14 protein-coding genes are annotated in these 15201 nt (G+C 60.7%); 3 read left to right on the top strand and 11 right to left on the bottom strand.

Features of this window, described 5'->3' with window-relative positions:
• Positions 1-11: 11 nt before the first annotated feature.
• The gene (locus tag ASC97_RS10930) at positions 12-539 is read left to right on the top strand and encodes a gamma carbonic anhydrase family protein (protein ID WP_057468383.1); all 528 of its coding nucleotides are present in this window, start codon (positions 12-14) and stop codon (positions 537-539) included.
• Between the two features lie 44 nt (positions 540-583).
• Here the strand turns inward: ASC97_RS10930 and ASC97_RS10925 are convergent, their stop codons facing one another.
• From ASC97_RS10925 to ASC97_RS10915, 3 genes are read right to left on the bottom strand one after another with little or no spacing between them, the layout of a single operon-like run.
• Complete coding sequence (locus ASC97_RS10925) at positions 584-982, bottom strand: Fur family transcriptional regulator (RefSeq protein ID WP_057468382.1); 399 nt, start codon at positions 980-982, stop codon at positions 584-586.
• A complete protein-coding gene (gene znuB / locus ASC97_RS10920) occupies positions 979-1797 on the bottom strand; it encodes a zinc ABC transporter permease subunit ZnuB (protein WP_057468381.1) in 819 nt (272 codons plus the stop codon). The genes ASC97_RS10925 and znuB overlap by 4 nt, the downstream gene beginning before the upstream one ends.
• Entirely contained in the window at positions 1790-2749 is a 960-nt protein-coding gene (locus ASC97_RS10915) for an ATP-binding cassette domain-containing protein (RefSeq protein ID WP_057468380.1), read from the bottom strand. The genes znuB and ASC97_RS10915 overlap by 8 nt, the downstream gene beginning before the upstream one ends.
• Positions 2750-2850: 101 nt before the next feature.
• Here ASC97_RS10915 and ASC97_RS10910 point away from each other — a divergent pair, with 101 nt between their 5' ends.
• Together ASC97_RS10910 and zigA are read left to right on the top strand one after the other, a co-directional pair.
• Positions 2851-3849 (top strand): zinc ABC transporter substrate-binding protein, encoded by a 999-nt coding sequence (locus ASC97_RS10910; protein ID WP_057468379.1) that lies wholly within the window; start codon positions 2851-2853, stop codon positions 3847-3849.
• A 78-nt stretch (positions 3850-3927) separates the two neighbouring features.
• Positions 3928-5133 (top strand): zinc metallochaperone GTPase ZigA, encoded by a 1206-nt coding sequence (gene zigA / locus ASC97_RS10905; protein WP_057468378.1) that lies wholly within the window; start codon positions 3928-3930, stop codon positions 5131-5133.
• Positions 5134-5363: 230 nt separating this feature from the next.
• On the opposite strand, the gene ASC97_RS10900 is transcribed toward zigA, so the two are convergent.
• From ASC97_RS10900 to ASC97_RS10865, 8 genes are all read right to left on the bottom strand, one after another.
• Entirely contained in the window at positions 5364-5678 is a 315-nt protein-coding gene (locus ASC97_RS10900; RefSeq protein WP_057468377.1) for an RcnB family protein, read from the bottom strand.
• A gap of 163 nt (positions 5679-5841) precedes the next feature.
• Positions 5842-7455: a glycoside hydrolase family 43 protein gene (locus ASC97_RS10895; protein ID WP_057468376.1), complete on the bottom strand. Its 1614-nt coding sequence runs from the start codon at positions 7453-7455 to the stop codon at positions 5842-5844.
• Between the two features lie 94 nt (positions 7456-7549).
• Positions 7550-8581 (bottom strand): L-glyceraldehyde 3-phosphate reductase, encoded by a 1032-nt coding sequence (gene mgrA, locus ASC97_RS10890; protein ID WP_057468375.1) that lies wholly within the window; start codon positions 8579-8581, stop codon positions 7550-7552.
• A gap of 67 nt (positions 8582-8648) precedes the next feature.
• Positions 8649-9782, bottom strand: coding sequence for a Gfo/Idh/MocA family protein (locus ASC97_RS10885; protein ID WP_057468374.1), 1134 nt, complete (start codon positions 9780-9782; stop codon positions 8649-8651).
• Positions 9783-9790: 8 nt separating this feature from the next.
• On the bottom strand, positions 9791-10552 hold the full coding sequence (locus ASC97_RS10880) for a sugar phosphate isomerase/epimerase family protein (protein ID WP_057468373.1): 762 nt from the start codon (positions 10550-10552) through the stop codon (positions 9791-9793).
• A gap of 43 nt (positions 10553-10595) precedes the next feature.
• Positions 10596-13061, bottom strand: coding sequence for a beta-mannosidase (locus ASC97_RS10875; protein WP_057468372.1), 2466 nt, complete (start codon positions 13059-13061; stop codon positions 10596-10598).
• Between the two features lie 125 nt (positions 13062-13186).
• Positions 13187-14272 carry an ABC transporter ATP-binding protein gene (locus tag ASC97_RS10870; protein ID WP_057468371.1) on the bottom strand — a complete coding sequence of 362 codons (1086 nt, stop codon included), beginning with the start codon at positions 14270-14272 and terminating at the stop codon, positions 13187-13189.
• Positions 14273-14275: 3 nt separating this feature from the next.
• Positions 14276-15172 (bottom strand): carbohydrate ABC transporter permease, encoded by an 897-nt coding sequence (locus tag ASC97_RS10865; RefSeq protein ID WP_057469315.1) that lies wholly within the window; start codon positions 15170-15172, stop codon positions 14276-14278.
• Positions 15173-15201: the final 29 nt, after the last annotated feature.

Raw genomic sequence — 15201 nt, 5'->3', positions numbered from 1 at the left:
GAGGAAAAGCGATGCCTGTCTACGCCCTGGGTGGATTGAAACCGAAACTGCCGCCCGCCGGGACATACTGGATTGCTCCGGACGCCCACGTGATCGGCGACGTCGTCCTCGGTGCCGATGTCGGAATCTGGTTCGGCGCGGTGCTGCGCGGCGACAACGAACCGATCACCGTCGGCGAAGCGACCAACGTACAGGAAGGAGCGATGCTGCATACCGATCCCGGCGCACCTGTCGTGATCGGCAAAGGCTGCACCATCGGCCACCACGCAATCGTCCACGGCTGCACCATCGGCGACAATTCCCTGGTCGGCATGGGCGCGACGATCCTCAACGGCGCGAGGATCGGCAACAACTGCCTCGTCGGCGCCAATGCGCTGATCACCGAAGGCAAGGAGTTTCCGGACAACTCGCTGATTGTCGGATCGCCAGCCCGCGCAATCCGTACCCTGGATGACAAGGCGATCGACGGCCTGCGGACGTCGGCCGAGAGATATGTCGCCAACTGGCATCGTTTCGCGCGAGACCTGAAGGCTCTCTAACCCCACGGGGATCGACGTAGGATTGGCGCCGCCGTGTCGACGCTCTAGGCCGCACAGGCCTCGCAAAGGCCGCGAATTTCGATCGTCGTCTTTTCGGCCTTGAATTTCTTGCCCCGTGTCCAGTCCATCAGGCGATGGTCCACCTCGTGATCGTGGAACTCCATCACCTGCCCGCAGCTCTCGCAGATGGCGAAGGCGACGATGCCATGGCTGTGGCAATTCTCGCCGGGATGGGCGCAGGCAACGAAGGAATTGATGCTTTCGAGCCGATGCACGACGCCGTATTCAAGCAGCTTCTCCAGTGCCCGATAGACCTGGAGCGGCGCGCGAAAGCCGTGATCGCGAAGTTTGTCGAGGATCGTGTAGGCGCTGAGCGGCCCTTCCGCCTTTTCCAGCACGTCGAAGACAAGGGCCTGGTTCTTGGTCAGTGGCGGTGCGTTCATGAGCCTTGTCCTTCCATTGCCGCTTGTCCCCGCACGCGCCTGGGCAGCAGGCTGAGGATGAAGAGTATCAATGCCGCCACGACGATCGAGGGACCCGACGGCGTATCGTAGGTAAGCGAGCCGAAGAGACCACCGACGACAGCAACGGCGCCGATCAGCGAGGCGAGCACCGCCATGACCTCGGGTGTCGGCGAAAACCTGCGCGCGGCTGCCGCCGGGATGATCAGCAGCGAGGTAATCAACATGATACCGACGATCTTCATTGCGATCGCGATCACGACCGCCATCAGCAGCATGAAGAACAGACGCGCCCTCTCCGGCCGCAACCCCTCGGCCTCGGCAAGCTCGGGATTGACCGTCGAAGCGAGCAGCGGTCGCCAGAGCCAGGCGATTGCAGCCAAAACCAGAATGCCACCACCCCAGATGAAAACGATATCCGTCTTCGATACGGCGAGAATATCACCGAACAGGAAAGCGATGAGGTCAATGCGCACCCAACTCATGAATGCGACCATCACAAGGCCGATCGCCAGCGTCGCATGCGAAAGGATGCCGAGCAGCGCATCTGCCGACAACGCCTGCCGCTTCTGCAGGAAGAGCAGCAGGATCGACACCGTCGCCGCCACGATGAAGACCGCGAGCGTCACGTTAAACTGCAGGAGCAGCGACAGCGCCACGCCGAGCAGTGCGGAATGGGCGATCGTATCGCCGAAATATGCCATGCGACGCCAGATGATGAAGCAGCCGAGCGGCCCTGTCGTCAGCGCCAGCCCGACGCCCGCAAGGATCGCGCGAACGAAGAAATCGTCAAACATGCCGCTCTCCCGCCGGATGATGCCCATGGCTGTGATTGGCAGTCGTGCGATCATGATGAGTGTGGCCGGCATGATCGCGGTGCGCATGGTCCCCGTGATCGTGACCTCCGTGATCATGGCCGGCATGATCGTGCCCATCCTGACCATGGTGGTGTCCGTCGTCGGGATGGCAATGATCCGTTACCGTTCCATCCGAATGCAGAACGCGGCCGTCTGGCAGATGAGTATGGTCGTGATTGTGGCTGTAGACGGCGAGCGCCTGTGCTGCGCGACTCCCGAAGAGACGGACATACTCGGCGCTCTGCGTCACGGCTTGCGGCGTGCCACGGCAGCAGACATGCCCGTTGAGGCAGATCACAGTGTCGGTGGCTGCCATAACGACGTGCAAATCGTGCGAAATCAGCAAAATTCCGCAGCCGGAGGTATTGCGGATCGACTTTATCAGGTCGTAGAGCGCGATCTCGCCCGAAAAATCGACGCCCTGGACAGGTTCGTCCAGCACAAGCAGATCAGGCTTGCGGGCGATGGCGCGCGCCATCAGCGCTCGCTGGAATTCGCCGCCTGAGAGATGCTGCACCTCGGCCCCAGCCATGTGCGAAAGCCCGACGGCATCGAGCGCCGCCATCATATCGGTGTCGGAAAGCGGCCCCGTGAGGGTCATCAGACGACGAACGGTAAGCGGCAGCGTCCAGTCGATCGCAAGCTTCTGCGGTACATAACCGACCTTGAGACCGGAGGCGCGGTCCACCCTGCCCTCGTCCGGCTTCAGCACGCCGATCGCAGTCTTGACGGTGGTTGATTTGCCGGAGCCGTTCGGGCCGATCAGCGTCACGATTTCGCCGCGCGAAACCGAGAAATCGACGCCACGCACCAGCCACCGACCGTTTCGCCGGACACCGACATTGGAAAGCGAGACTAGCGGCTTCGCCTCGGAATTTGCGGGAGATGACATTAAATTTCCGAAAGTCCTGTTGCGCACTGCTATCGCACACGTTATAGCATAACGCAATTGATGTAATAACATAACAATCGCAATTCAAGCGGAGCATGCCGATGAAACTCGCGACGGGCCTTACCCTCGCAATCCCTGCGATCCTTTTTGCCGGAGCGGCCAGAACAGCCGACGCGCCAGTCGTCGTCACCTCGATCAAACCGGTCCATTCGCTGGTGTCGGCGATCATGCAAGGCGTTGGCAAGCCGGAACTGATCGTCGACGGCGCGGCCTCGCCCCACACTTACACGATGAAGCCGTCGAACGCCCGCGCCCTCCAGGACGCCAAGGTCGTATTCTGGGTCGGTCCAGGGCTCGAAGCATTCTTGGAAAAGCCGCTGGAAGCGCTGGGTTCGGACGCAACGGTTGCAGAGCTGGACCGCGCACCCGGGCTGACCAAGCTCAAATTCCGCGAAGGCGGCGCCTTCGAGCCGCATGACGACGGCGACGAACACGCTGCAGCAGGACATTTAGGTGAAGGGCATGCGGGCGAAGGCCACGAGGGCCATGAACACGCAGAGGCCGACCACGATCACGGTGCGTTTGACACTCACCTCTGGCTCGACCCGATGAACGCCAAGGCCATGGCCGCCGAGATCACCACCACGCTCGTCGCGGCAGATCCTGCCAACGCGCTGTCCTATCAGGCCAATGCCAAGGCGCTCGACGACAGGCTGGATGCACTCGATGTGGAGATTGCCGGCATCGTGTCGCCGGTGAAGGACAAACCTTTCATCGTGTTCCACGATGCCTATCAGTATTTCGAGCACCGCTACAAGGTTCGCGTCGCCGGCTCCATCACCGTCAGCCCGGAAACCATTCCAGGCGCAGAGCGCGTATCGGAGATTCGCAAGAAAGTTGCCGGTCTCGGCGCCACCTGTGTCTTCGCGGAGCCGCAATTCCAGCCCCGCCTCGTCGATGTTGTCATCGAAGGCACGAAGGCAAAGCCGGGCGCGCTCGATCCGGAAGCCGCAACACTCGATGCCGGTCCGGATCTCTACTTCAACCTCATGCGTGGAATTGCCAATAGCATGAAGGACTGCCTTTCAAGCGAAAGCTGAAGGCTCGATGAGGCGGACCCGGAGTCCGCCTTTTTCAGCAATTGAAATGTAATAGTATAACATTAAATGGAGTCAACGATGGATAGAAAGCTACCGGTCACCGTCCTCTCCGGATTTCTCGGCGCCGGCAAGACTACCCTGCTCAACCACGTGCTGGCGAACCGCGAGGGAATGAGGGTGGCAGTCATCGTCAACGACATGAGCGAGGTCAACATCGACGCAGCACTCGTGCGTGAAGGCGGCGCCAACCTGTCGCGGACAGACGAACAGCTGGTTGAGATGACCAACGGCTGCATCTGCTGCACCCTGCGCGACGATCTGCTCAGGGAGGTTCGGCAACTCGCGGAAAAGGGGCGCTTCGATTATCTGCTGATCGAGTCGACCGGCATCGCCGAGCCGCTTCCTGTCGCCACGACGTTCGAATTCCGCGACGAGAACGGCGAGAGCCTTTCCGATGTCGCACGGCTGGACACCATGGTGACGGTCGTCGACGCGGCCAACCTGCTCGCCGACTATGGTTGCGCCGACTTCCTCGCGGAGCGCGGAGAGAGCGCCGGCAGCGGCGACAACCGCACCGTCGTTGATCTGCTCGTCGAGCAGATCGAATTCGCTGACGTCGTGGTCCTCAACAAGATCGGCACGGCGACGCACTCGGAACGCGAAGCCGCGCGTCAGATCATCGTCGGCCTCAATCCGGACGCGCGGCTCATCGAGGCCGATTTCGGCAAGGTCGACCTGAAAGACGTCCTTGGGACCGGCCTTTTCGACATCGATCGCGCAGAGACGCATCCGCTCTGGTACAAGGAACTGCACGGTTTCAAGGACCATGTAGCGGAAACCGAGGAATACGGTATCCGCTCCTTCGTCTACCGCGAGAAACGTCCCTTCGATCCGCTCAAGCTGCAACAATTTCTCGACGCGTCCTGGCCAGGCGTCGTGCGTGCCAAAGGCTTCTTCTGGCTTGCCACACGGCCGCATCATGTCGGGGAAATCAGCCAGGCCGGCGCCATCCTGCGAACAAGCCGGATGGGGCTATGGTGGGCCGCGGTGCCGCGCGACCAGTGGCCCAAGGATCAGCACTTCCTCAATGCGATCTCTCTCTACCTCGATCCGACCTGGGGCGATCGGCGCCAGGAGATCGTATTCATCGGAGCGGACCCGATGAATGAAGGCTGGATCCGGAGCGAGCTGGATGCGTGTCTGATCGACGAGCAGGATTTCGCGCCGGAGAGATGGAGGAACCTGCCGGACCCCTTTGCAAGGTGGGGAGACCGGGCCGCATGACGGTACCTCCCGCCAAACGATATCGCTGCCTATGCGAGGAATGCGAGCCGCTTCCGCCGATTGACGGATTGCAGACACCGCCTCAAGCGGAGAGAGAACCCACCGCCGGCAACCTGTTGAAGAACGTTGCCCAGCGGCTGTTGTCGGCGCGAGCGACCTCCTCGCCGTAGGTGAGGCAAAAGCAAGAAGGACGGCCATCGCCGCCCTTCCGATAGTCTGCCCTGGAGCTTCTAGCGCCCGGCTATGATGTTGGAGATCACGCCGCTGGCGGTGCCGATCAGCAGGTAGTCGTTATCCACGCGAACCCAGCGATAGCCGCGTGGAGGAGCCGACAGGCGATAGCGGCGGTAGTCGCGAACGTCCTGCATGTGACGGCGTTCGGCGGGGCTTATGCGATGGCCGCGGCTCCACTTGTATTTCGTCACATGAACGTCACGCTCCACCACAACAGGGCGGCGATGGTCCTGAGCGCTCGCTTCCGTCGCAGCAACCAGCGGCGCAGCCAGGAAAGAAGCGGAAAGGAGGACGGCGAAGAGCTTTTTCATTGGGGGTTCCTCGTGTTGAACACGTCCGGAACCTAGGGCGAAAAAGATGAACCGAAACTGAAAGATATATTAAACTTATGTAATAGTAACATATGCTTAAATACGTAGGTTAAACTGAAAAATGCGGCATCACCCAGCGTTTGCGGGTGATGCCGGCGATCGATCAGAGCTCTTCGTAGTTGAACCAGTCGAAGTCGGCCGTCTTGGCGCGGCCCGAAGTGTCGAATGCCAAGACGCCTGCGAAAGCCCCTGTAAACGAACCATGCTCGCCGCGTCCGCCCTCGTCGGAAACGACGCCGGCGTCAAGCACCGGACCGATCGCCTGCCAGTTGCCCTTGCCTTCCGTCTGCCAGAAAAACTGCAAGTCATTTTCGCGGATTTCCATGGAAAGCTGCACGCGCCCTTCGGCCGGAAGTGCAACGCCGCTGCCTGCCGGAAAGTTGAGGCGGCTGTTCGGGTAGTCGCCGTCGCAAGACAGGATGGTGACACAGCGCCCAAGCTTTTCGTGCAGCGTCACCACCACGGCGTGGAACTTGTGACGGTTGTAGTAGTGCGTCAGGCCGGCAGCCTGCTGGTAGGTGTCCGGATCGAACTCTACCACGGTCTCGGCACGAAAGCTGTGGTGCTCCTGCCGGCGGGCGACCAGCGACTGCTCGAACCACGAGCCGACGCTTTCGCGCGCGACAAGCCTGAGATGGCCGGGGCGGTCGGTCAGATTGAAGATCCGCTCAGGTTGGGGCGTGCGAAGCCATTGGAAATCGGCAGGCAGCTTGCCGCCATCGAAGCTGTATTCAGTTCGTGTCGGTCCTTCGACGGGAACCGCACCATTCAGTCCCGGCACCGCGACATCGGGCACGGTCGTGCCGTTTGCAAGGTAGAGCCAGCCGTCGTCCTTCCAGACACATTTCTGCAGGCTGGTTTCACGCCCGAGCGTGCAGCGCCGCTTTGGCGGCATCGGGCGACCGCAGAGATGAGTGTGGTAGACTTGGCCGTCCGGCGTTTCGACATATTGCCCATGGCCTGCCCTCTGCAGCACGGCTTCGGGATGTTCCTTCGACGTTATGAGGTGCATGTGTGGATGCATCTCATACGGACCGTCGATATTGCGCGAGCGCGCCATGGTGACAGCATGGTCATAGCCGGTGCCGCCTTCAGCCGTCGTCAGATAGTAGTAGCCGTTGCGCCGGAAGAGGTGTGGGCCCTCGACCAGGCCAAGCGGGCTGCCGGCAAAGATATTCGTGATGGGACCTTTTAGCGCCTTCGTTCCAGGATCCCACTCCTGCATCAGGATACCGTCGAAGGCCGGCGACTTCGGCGCGCCGCCGAAGCTTTCGGTGCGGTGGTTCCACTGCATGTTGAGGAACCACTTGCGGCCGTCCTCGTCGTGAAACAGCGACGGATCGAACCCCGAGGAGTTCGCGTAGACCGGCTCGGACCACTCGCCCTCGATTTCAGGCGACGTGACGATGTAGTTGTGGGCGTCCTTGAAGTTGCCGTCGAAGCGCTTGACGTCGGTGTAGACCAGCCAGAACAACCCATCCGCATAGGAAAGACAGGGGGCCCAGACACCGCAGCTATCCGGATTGCCGCGCATGTCGAGTTGCGACTTTCGCTCCAGCGGACGACGTACCAGCGTCCAGTTCACGAGATCGCGCGAATGATGAATCTGGACGCCCGGATACCATTCGAATGTGGAGGTGGCGATGTAGTAGTCGTCGCCGACCCGGCAGATGGATGGGTCCGGATTGAAACCCGGCAGGATGGGATTGCGGATCATGATGGCGTCTCCTCCTCACGCTCGCATATTTTGCGGCACGTACATCAGAATTTTGAGAAAAGACGCCCGGAAGGTCGTTCCGGGCACTCAATAACTATTCGATTTCTGCAGACTTGGCCCAAAGATTGACGTCCGCCTCGCGGGCATAGACATCGATTTCCTTCAGTTCATCAGCCGTGAACTCCAGATTGTCGAGCGCCTTGACGCAATCGACGATCTGCGACGAACGGCTGGCGCCGATCAGCGCCGACGTCACACGCTCGCCGCGCAGCACCCATGCAATCGCCATCTGCGCCAGCGTCTGCCCGCGCTTCTCGGCTATTGCATTGAGCTTGCGGATATTGTCGATGATGCCGGGTCGGATGAAATCCTTCTTGAGGAAGTGGTTCTGCGCAGCACGGCTGTCCTGCGGGATGCCTCCGAGGTACTTGGTCGTCAGCATGCCCTGCGCCAGTGGCGAAAAGACGATGGAGCCCATACCGACCTCGTCGAGCGTATCGAGGAGCCTGTCGTCCTCGACCCAGCGGTTGAGCATCGAATAGCTCGGCTGATGGATCAGGCACGGCGTACCGAGATCCTTGAGGATGGCAGCAGCCTCGCGGGTGCGCTGCGAATTGTAGGACGAAATGCCAACGTAGAGAGCCCGGCCGGAGCGGACGATGTGATCGAGGGCGCCGCAGGTTTCCTCCAGAGGGGTATCCGGGTCGAAGCGGTGCGAATAGAAGATATCGACATAGTCCAGGCCCAGCCGCTTCAGGCTCTGGTCGCAGGACGCGATCATATACTTGCGGCCGCCCCATTCGCCGTAGGGGCCTGGCCACATATCGTAGCCAGCCTTGGAGGAAATGATCAGTTCGTCGCGCAGGCCGGCGAATTCGGTGCGCAGGATTTCACCGAAGGCGGTTTCGGCGGAACCCGGAGGCGGGCCGTAATTGTTGGCGAGGTCGAAATGAGTGATACCGAGATCGAAAGCGGTGCGGCACATGTCGATCTTGCGGTCATGCGGGGTATCGCCGCCGAAGTTATGCCAGAGGCCGAGCGAAACGGCCGGCAACTTCAGGCCGGACCGGCCCGTGCGGTTGTACTTCATCTTCGAATAGCGGTCGGAAGCCGGTTGCCAGCTCATAATTCTTGTTCCTTAAGCAAAAAAGCGCGGGCTCGTCGCCCGCGCCGGACAATAGTCCTTTGGTTGCTTACTTCAACAGCGCAAGCGCTTCCTCGATCCCGAGGGCCGCCGGCTGGGTGCAGGTCGTGGTCAGGTCGATGAACCGGCCCTCTTCCCCCGACTTCAGGATAGACGTCATCACGTCCACGCCGTGCAGCGTGCGATCGAGCGAGCAGCGCGCGTCCCGTCCTTCGATGATTGCCATCGCCATGTCGGCAAGGCCCGCTGTCCGGTAGTTTGCGCGCGGTCCCTGCGGGCTCTCCTGGTTGGAGATGCCGAACGGGTGGTCCCAGGCCTCAAGCGGCTTGATCTCCTTGTCGCGGCCACTCGCCTCGACGACCCCACCGAAGAAGTTCGGATCCGGCACATAGAGCGAACCGTCGGTGCCGTAGAGTTCCATGTTGGCATGGCGGTGAGACCAGACATCCCAGCTGGCGGTGAGCGTGACCGTCGCGCCGCTGACGAATTCCAGGATCGCCTGGATCGTCGTCGGGGTCTTCACCGGGATAGTCTCGCCACTGCGCGGCTGGCTGGTGATAGTGCGGGTTTCCGACGCCATGGACGTCATGGCGCCGACGCGCTTCACCGGCCCGATCAGGTTGATCAGGTTTGCGATGTAGTAAGGGCCGAGATCGAGGATCGGGCCGCCGCCCGGCAGGAAGAAGAAATCCGGGTTAGGATGCCACATTTCCATGCCCGGGCTCATGACGTAGCAGGCGCCCGAGGTGATGCGGCCAATACCACCCTCGTCCACGTACTTGCGGGCGAGCTGGTGTGCGCCGCCGAGAAACGTATCCGGTGCGCAGCCGACGGAGAGATTCTTCGCCTTGGCGATGCTCCGCAGCTCCTCGCCCTGCTCCAGCGTGAGCACAAGCGGCTTTTCCGAATAGACGTGCTTGCCGGCTTCGAGGATTGCCTTCGAAACCGGGAAATGCGCATCAGGGATCGTCAGGTTGACGATGACGTCGATCTCGTCATTGGCGAGAAGCTCGTCGATGGTCTGCGCCTTGACGCCGTACTCTTCCGCGCGGGCCTGGGCGGCCTGTACGTTGAGGTCGGCGCAAGCCAGAACCTTGAGCCCCTTGAAGAGAGGCGAAAGGGAGAAATAAGTCGTGGAGATGTTGCCGCATCCGATGATGCCGACGCCAAGTTCCTTGGTCATGGTGTGCCTCAGTAGGTCTTGAAGGATGCGATCGAGCGGGTGATCAGGCGGTCGATATCGCTTGGATTATCGTGCTCTACGACGTAGTGCTTGGCCTTGGTTCCCTTCAGCGCGGCGATCAGCTTCGACCACGCGACGGTCCCGTGGCCGACATCGGCCCAGCCGTCCTCGTTCTTGTTCTCGCCAGCCGGCGCGATGTCCTTGACGTGCACGGACGTGATGCGGTTCCCAAGCGTCTCGATCCAGGCAAGGGGATCGGCACCGCCGCGGATGACCCAGGCGATATCCGCTTCCCAGGAAATGTCGGGCGCACCTTCGAAGATACGCTCGATCGGCAGCGAACCGTCCGCGAGCTTGACGAATTCGAAGTCGTGATTGTGCCAGCCGAATTCATAGCCGGCGTCCTTGTACGGCTTGCTCATCTCCTGCAGGCGCTTGCCGAATGCGAGCCAGCCGGCGCCGTCGGTCGGACGCTCGTTGGCAGCCAGATGCGGTGCATAGATCGAATCCATGCCGAGCACCTTGGCAATGTTCAGCGACTTCTGGACTTCGCCGTCGAGGAAATCGGGGCTGAAGTGGCCGGTTGCCATCACCAGGCCGTTCTTGTCAAGATCGGCGCGCAGGCTTCTCAGCCCGGCATCGTCAAGATCGGCATAAATGCCGCCGAAGCCTTCGACTTCCTGATAGCCGGCCTTGCCGAGCTTTTCGAAGATTGCCGAATAGGGCTGGAAATTGCGGGCGCTATAAAGCTGAAAACTGAGTTTCGTCATATTATCCTCCTCGGGCCTCGTGCCCATTGCATTTCAATCGGGATCAATCCACGGACTGGCAGGATTGCAAGTCGTAGAAGCGGAATTCCGGTAGTACGCCGCCATCGAGCGGTTTTGCCGGGGTGAAGGTAATGCGGCGGGTTTCACCCGCCGCAAGATCGAAGGCGTTGTCCGAATATTTGCCGTCTGTCTCGGTCTCGATCATGACGAAGAGCGCAAGTCCCTTGGCTGTGACATTGAGGCAGACTGAGCCGTCCTCCTCGACATACTCGTGCGTGACCATCAGGCCGGCGGGCTCGAGTTCGAGCGCCTTGTATGTGCCGTGCACGTAGTGCCCCTCGCCGCCCATGCCGTTCGACGCTGTGAAGCGCCAGGCAAGCAGCGTGCCGGCAGGCAGATCGGCGACATCGACGGACGCCGCCGTGACGGCCGCATCCGGGCTGCAGACCGCCTGCACGTCCCTCACGTGCTTGCGCTCGCCCTTCATATCGAGGATCGAGATCGAGAGGTCGACGCTCACCCCTGCGAGTGTGTCGTTGACCAGCGAAAACTGGATTGTTTTGCCGTCGTCAGAAGGAATGGCCGCAACCGCCACCGGCTGGAAGAACCGCTTCACGAGATAGTGCATCGCCTTCCAGCGCCCGCCGTAATCGAGGCTCGACCAGGAAGCGACCGGCCAGGTGTCGTTCAGCTGCCAGTAGATGGTGCCCATGCAATGCGGCTTCAGCGACCGCCAGTATTCCACCGCCGTCTTGATCGCCAACCCTTGCTGAATCTGGCTCAGATAGACGAAGTTCGGAAAGTCCTTGGGGAAGCGGAAATAGCGGAACATCGTGCCGGCAATGCGTTCGTTGCCACCGGCATTCTTCTGATGAAGTTCCATGACGGGCGACGCAACGTTCATGTCCTTGGCGTCCGCATAGGTCTTGATGACGGGCAGCGACGTATAGGACTGGAAGCCGAATTCAGAGCAGAACCGCGGGCGCACCGAGCGATAGTTGTCGAACGACTTGTTCTCGTGCCAGACGGACCAGTAGTGCATATCGCCGGAACCGTCGGCGTGCCAGGCGTCGCCGAAATCGAGATAGCCGGAAGCCGGGCTCGACGGCCACCAGATGGCATCGGGAGACGCCTTCTTCATCGCCTGTTCGATCGTCCGGTTGAGACGATCGTAGGAAACGAGATAGCGGTCGCGATCCTTTCTCGATTCATCGAACCAGGTCAGCGCGCCGACCAGCTCGTTGTCGCCGCACCAGAGCGCGATTGACGGATGCGAGGAAAGGCGCCGAACCTGATAATCGACTTCGAGCGTCACATTGTCGAGGAAGTCCTCGGTCGAAGGATAGAGATTGCAGGCGAACATGAAGTCCTGCCACACCATCAGGCCGAGCCGATCGCAGAGGTCGTAGAAGTAGTCCTGCTCGTAGAAGCCGCCGCCCCAGACGCGGATCATGTTCATGTTCGCAGCCTTGGCAGACTGCAATAGATCCTCGGTTTTCTCGGGGCTTGATCGCGAAAACAGCGCGTCCGCCGGGATCCAGTTGGCGCCACGGCAGAAGATCTCGTGGCCGTTCACCTTGAGCGCAAAGCGGCTGCCGGCCGCATCCGGCGTGGTGATGAGTTCGACGGTGCGAAGCCCGATCCGCTTCGTCAGCACATCGGACGGCAGATCCACGGTCAGCGTATAGAGCGCCTGCTCCCCGCTCCCTGCGGGCCACCAGAGGCGAGGCTTGTCGATCTGGAAGACGTAATTCACGATCGTTTCGCCGGCACCGACGCCAACGTCTAGGCGCACGCGCTCGCCGTCGAGCGTAAAATGCACCGGCACGATACCGGGGGCGTTGGCAAACAGCGTCGCACTGACCTGCAGATCCACGGAACCGTTGAGATTGTGCACCTGGCGGGTCGTGACGTGTTCGATGCGTGCTATTTCGAGCTTGCGCAACGCGATGGTGCCGTAGAGGCCTAGCGGCGCAATCGCAATGTTCCAGTCCCAGCCGAAATGGCATTGCGGTTTGCGCAGCATGTTGCCGTTGGGGATCGGCGAATTGCCCGTCGAATAGGGAATATAGAAGGGTTGCCTGGCCTGCCGGTCCGCGCCCGCCGCAATGCTCGAATGCAGGACGACGCGGATGACGTTGTCGCCGACCTTCAGATGGCCGCTGACGTCCGGGCGGTAGCGTCGGAAGCTGTTGTCCGCGAGCAGCGCCGGCGAGCCGTTGATGAAGACGGCAGCCACGGTATCGAGATAGTCGATATCGAGGTACCAGTCGCCATCCGGTTCCGACAGTGTGAAGCTGCGTTCGATCGCCCAATCGCGATGCGCCACCCACTGCACCGCCTCTTCGTTCCGGCCGAAATATGGATCGGGAATAAGCTCAGCGGCATGCAGGGCCGAGTGCACATCACCCGGCAGGGTGATCTTCGTGCTGATTTCGCCATCGGCGGAGGTGAGCTGCCACGAGCCGGAAAGGTCGAGGTTGAACCCGTTTGTGGGCAAGGATGTCATAGCATTGTCCCGATTAGGCCGCTCTTGGGAGAACCCGGACAACCGGGCTGCGACCGAATTTGGCTTGGCCAGATGGCCGATTGGAAGAACGGGCGGAGTTCAGGCTCCGCCCGCATTGCGATTTTCTAAAGACGGAGTTCCGTTTCGGCGTCGAAGATCGAAGCCAGCGACATGTCGAAGCCGAGCTTGACGCGCGAGCCGGGGCTGAAGCGGCGGGAACCGTTGATGCGCACCGACATCGTGTGACCGGCATGCTTCAACCACAACAGGTTGTCGGCGCCCATCGGCTCTTCGATATCGACGGTCGCGTCATGCACTTCCGCGCCGAGGTTTTCGTTCACCTTCACATGTTCTGGCCGAACCCCGAGAATGACCTTGCGGCCAGCCTGCAGCCGCTCGGTCGTCTCGTAGGCGTCGACTGCGAAATTCACGCCATTGGCGGTGAATACGGTCTGATCGCCCTGCTTGGCAATTTCGCCGCGCAGGAAGTTCATCGACGGCGAACCGATGAAACCGGCCACGAAGAGGTTCCTCGGCTTGTTGTAGATCGTCGTCGGATCGGCGAGCTGCTGGATAATGCCGCTCTTCATGATCGCAATACGGTCTGCAAGCGTCAGCGCCTCGATCTGGTCGTGCGTGACGTAGATCATCGTGTTTTTCAGCGACTGATGCAGGCGCTTGATTTCGACACGCAGCTCCGAACGCAGCTTGGCGTCGAGATTGGACAGCGGTTCGTCGAAGAGGAACACGTCGACATCGCGCACCAGCGCCCGGCCGATCGCCACGCGCTGACGCTGGCCACCTGAAAGCTCTGCCGGCTTGCGCTTCAGAAGCGCCTGGATTTGCAGGATCTCGGCGGCGCGTGCCACGCGCTTGTCGATCTCGGCTTGCGGGATCTTTGCGACCCGCAGGCCGAAGGACAGGTTCTTCTCGACCGTCATCTGCGGATAGAGTGCGTAGGACTGGAACACCATGCCGATGCCCCGGTCCTTGGGCTCTTCCCAAGTGACGTTTTTGCCCTTGATGAAGATCTGGCCGTCGGACGCATCGAGCAGGCCGGCGATGCAGTTGAGCAAGGTCGACTTGCCACAGCCGGACGAGCCGAGGAGCACGAGGAACTCGCCGTCGTTGATCTCGAGATTGAGATCCTTGAGAACGTTGACGGCGCCGAAGTTCAACGAAAGGTCTTTGATGGAAACGCTCGAATTCATGGATCAGCCTTTCACTGCGCCGGCGGCGATGCCGCGGACGAAAAGTCGCCCCGACACGAAATAGACAACCAGCGGCACCAGACCCGTGAGGATCGTTGCGGCCATGTTGACGTTGTATTCCTTCACGCCCTGGACAGAATTGACGATGTTGTTGAGCTGCACGGTCATCGGATAGTACTCAGGCCGGGTGAACACGACGCCGAAGAGGAAGTCGTTCCAGATACCGGTGACCTGCAGGATCATGGCGACCACGAAGATCGGCAGCGACATCGGCACCATGATCTTCAGGAAAATCTGCCAGAAGCCCGCCCCATCGATACGTGCCGCCTTGAAAAGCTCCTGCGGCAGCGATGCGAAATAGTTGCGGAAGAGCAGCGTCAGGATAGGCATGCCGAAGATGCTGTGCACGATGATGAGGCCCGTCAGGGTCCCGTATATTCCCAATTCGCGCAGCACGATGACGATCGGATAAATCATTACCTGATAGGGAATGAATGCACCGATCACGAGGATCGAGAAGAACAGTTCCGATCCCTTGAAGCGCCAGTTGGCGAGCGCATAGCCGTTCACAGAGGCGATCGCGATCGAGACAATCACCGAAGGAACGGTGATGCGCACCGAGTTCCAGAAGCCGCGTGACAGGCCGTCGCAATTGAGACCGGTGCAGGCCGTCGCCCAAGCCTTGACCCACGGTTCGAAGGTAATCTCGACAGGCGGCGAGAAGATGTTGCCGAGACGGATCTCTGGCATTCCCTTCAGCGACGTGACGATCATCACGTAGAGCGGCAGCAGGTAGTAGGCGGCAGCGACAAAAAGCGTGCCATAGAGCATGATATTGCGCGGAGAGATCACCCGCTTCGGCTTCGGACCGCTCGGCCCGGAGAATGTCTTCTCCGTCATGGCGCCGGTATCCGTCTTCTTGAGAGCAA

The organism is Rhizobium sp. Root1203 (assembly GCF_001424945.1).
Classification (GTDB): Bacteria; Pseudomonadota; Alphaproteobacteria; order Rhizobiales; family Rhizobiaceae; genus Rhizobium.
Note: the sequence above shows the minus strand (reverse complement) of the source record. Positions and strands in the feature narration are given on the sequence as shown.

What these genes read in the sequence shown, in the direction of transcription:
- ASC97_RS10930 (WP_057468383.1), top strand. Translation starts at nt 12, where the DNA reads ATGCCTGTCTACGCCCTGGGTGGATTGAAACCGAAACTGCCGCCCGCC.
- znuB (WP_057468381.1), bottom strand. Translation starts at nt 1,797, where the DNA reads ATGTTTGACGATTTCTTCGTTCGCGCGATCCTTGCGGGCGTCGGGCTG.
- ASC97_RS10880 (WP_057468373.1), bottom strand. Translation starts at nt 10,552, where the DNA reads ATGACGAAACTCAGTTTTCAGCTTTATAGCGCCCGCAATTTCCAGCCC.
- ASC97_RS10915 (WP_057468380.1), bottom strand. Translation starts at nt 2,749, where the DNA reads ATGTCATCTCCCGCAAATTCCGAGGCGAAGCCGCTAGTCTCGCTTTCC.
- ASC97_RS10870 (WP_057468371.1), bottom strand. Translation starts at nt 14,272, where the DNA reads ATGAATTCGAGCGTTTCCATCAAAGACCTTTCGTTGAACTTCGGCGCC.
- mgrA (WP_057468375.1), bottom strand. Translation starts at nt 8,581, where the DNA reads ATGAGCTGGCAACCGGCTTCCGACCGCTATTCGAAGATGAAGTACAAC.
- zigA (WP_057468378.1), top strand. Translation starts at nt 3,928, where the DNA reads ATGGATAGAAAGCTACCGGTCACCGTCCTCTCCGGATTTCTCGGCGCC.
- ASC97_RS10875 (WP_057468372.1), bottom strand. Translation starts at nt 13,061, where the DNA reads ATGACATCCTTGCCCACAAACGGGTTCAACCTCGACCTTTCCGGCTCG.
- ASC97_RS10925 (WP_057468382.1), bottom strand. Translation starts at nt 982, where the DNA reads ATGAACGCACCGCCACTGACCAAGAACCAGGCCCTTGTCTTCGACGTG.
- ASC97_RS10910 (WP_057468379.1), top strand. Translation starts at nt 2,851, where the DNA reads ATGAAACTCGCGACGGGCCTTACCCTCGCAATCCCTGCGATCCTTTTT.
- ASC97_RS10900 (WP_057468377.1), bottom strand. Translation starts at nt 5,678, where the DNA reads ATGAAAAAGCTCTTCGCCGTCCTCCTTTCCGCTTCTTTCCTGGCTGCG.
- ASC97_RS10885 (WP_057468374.1), bottom strand. Translation starts at nt 9,782, where the DNA reads ATGACCAAGGAACTTGGCGTCGGCATCATCGGATGCGGCAACATCTCC.
- ASC97_RS10895 (WP_057468376.1), bottom strand. Translation starts at nt 7,455, where the DNA reads ATGATCCGCAATCCCATCCTGCCGGGTTTCAATCCGGACCCATCCATC.
- ASC97_RS10865 (WP_057469315.1), bottom strand. Translation starts at nt 15,172, where the DNA reads ATGACGGAGAAGACATTCTCCGGGCCGAGCGGTCCGAAGCCGAAGCGG.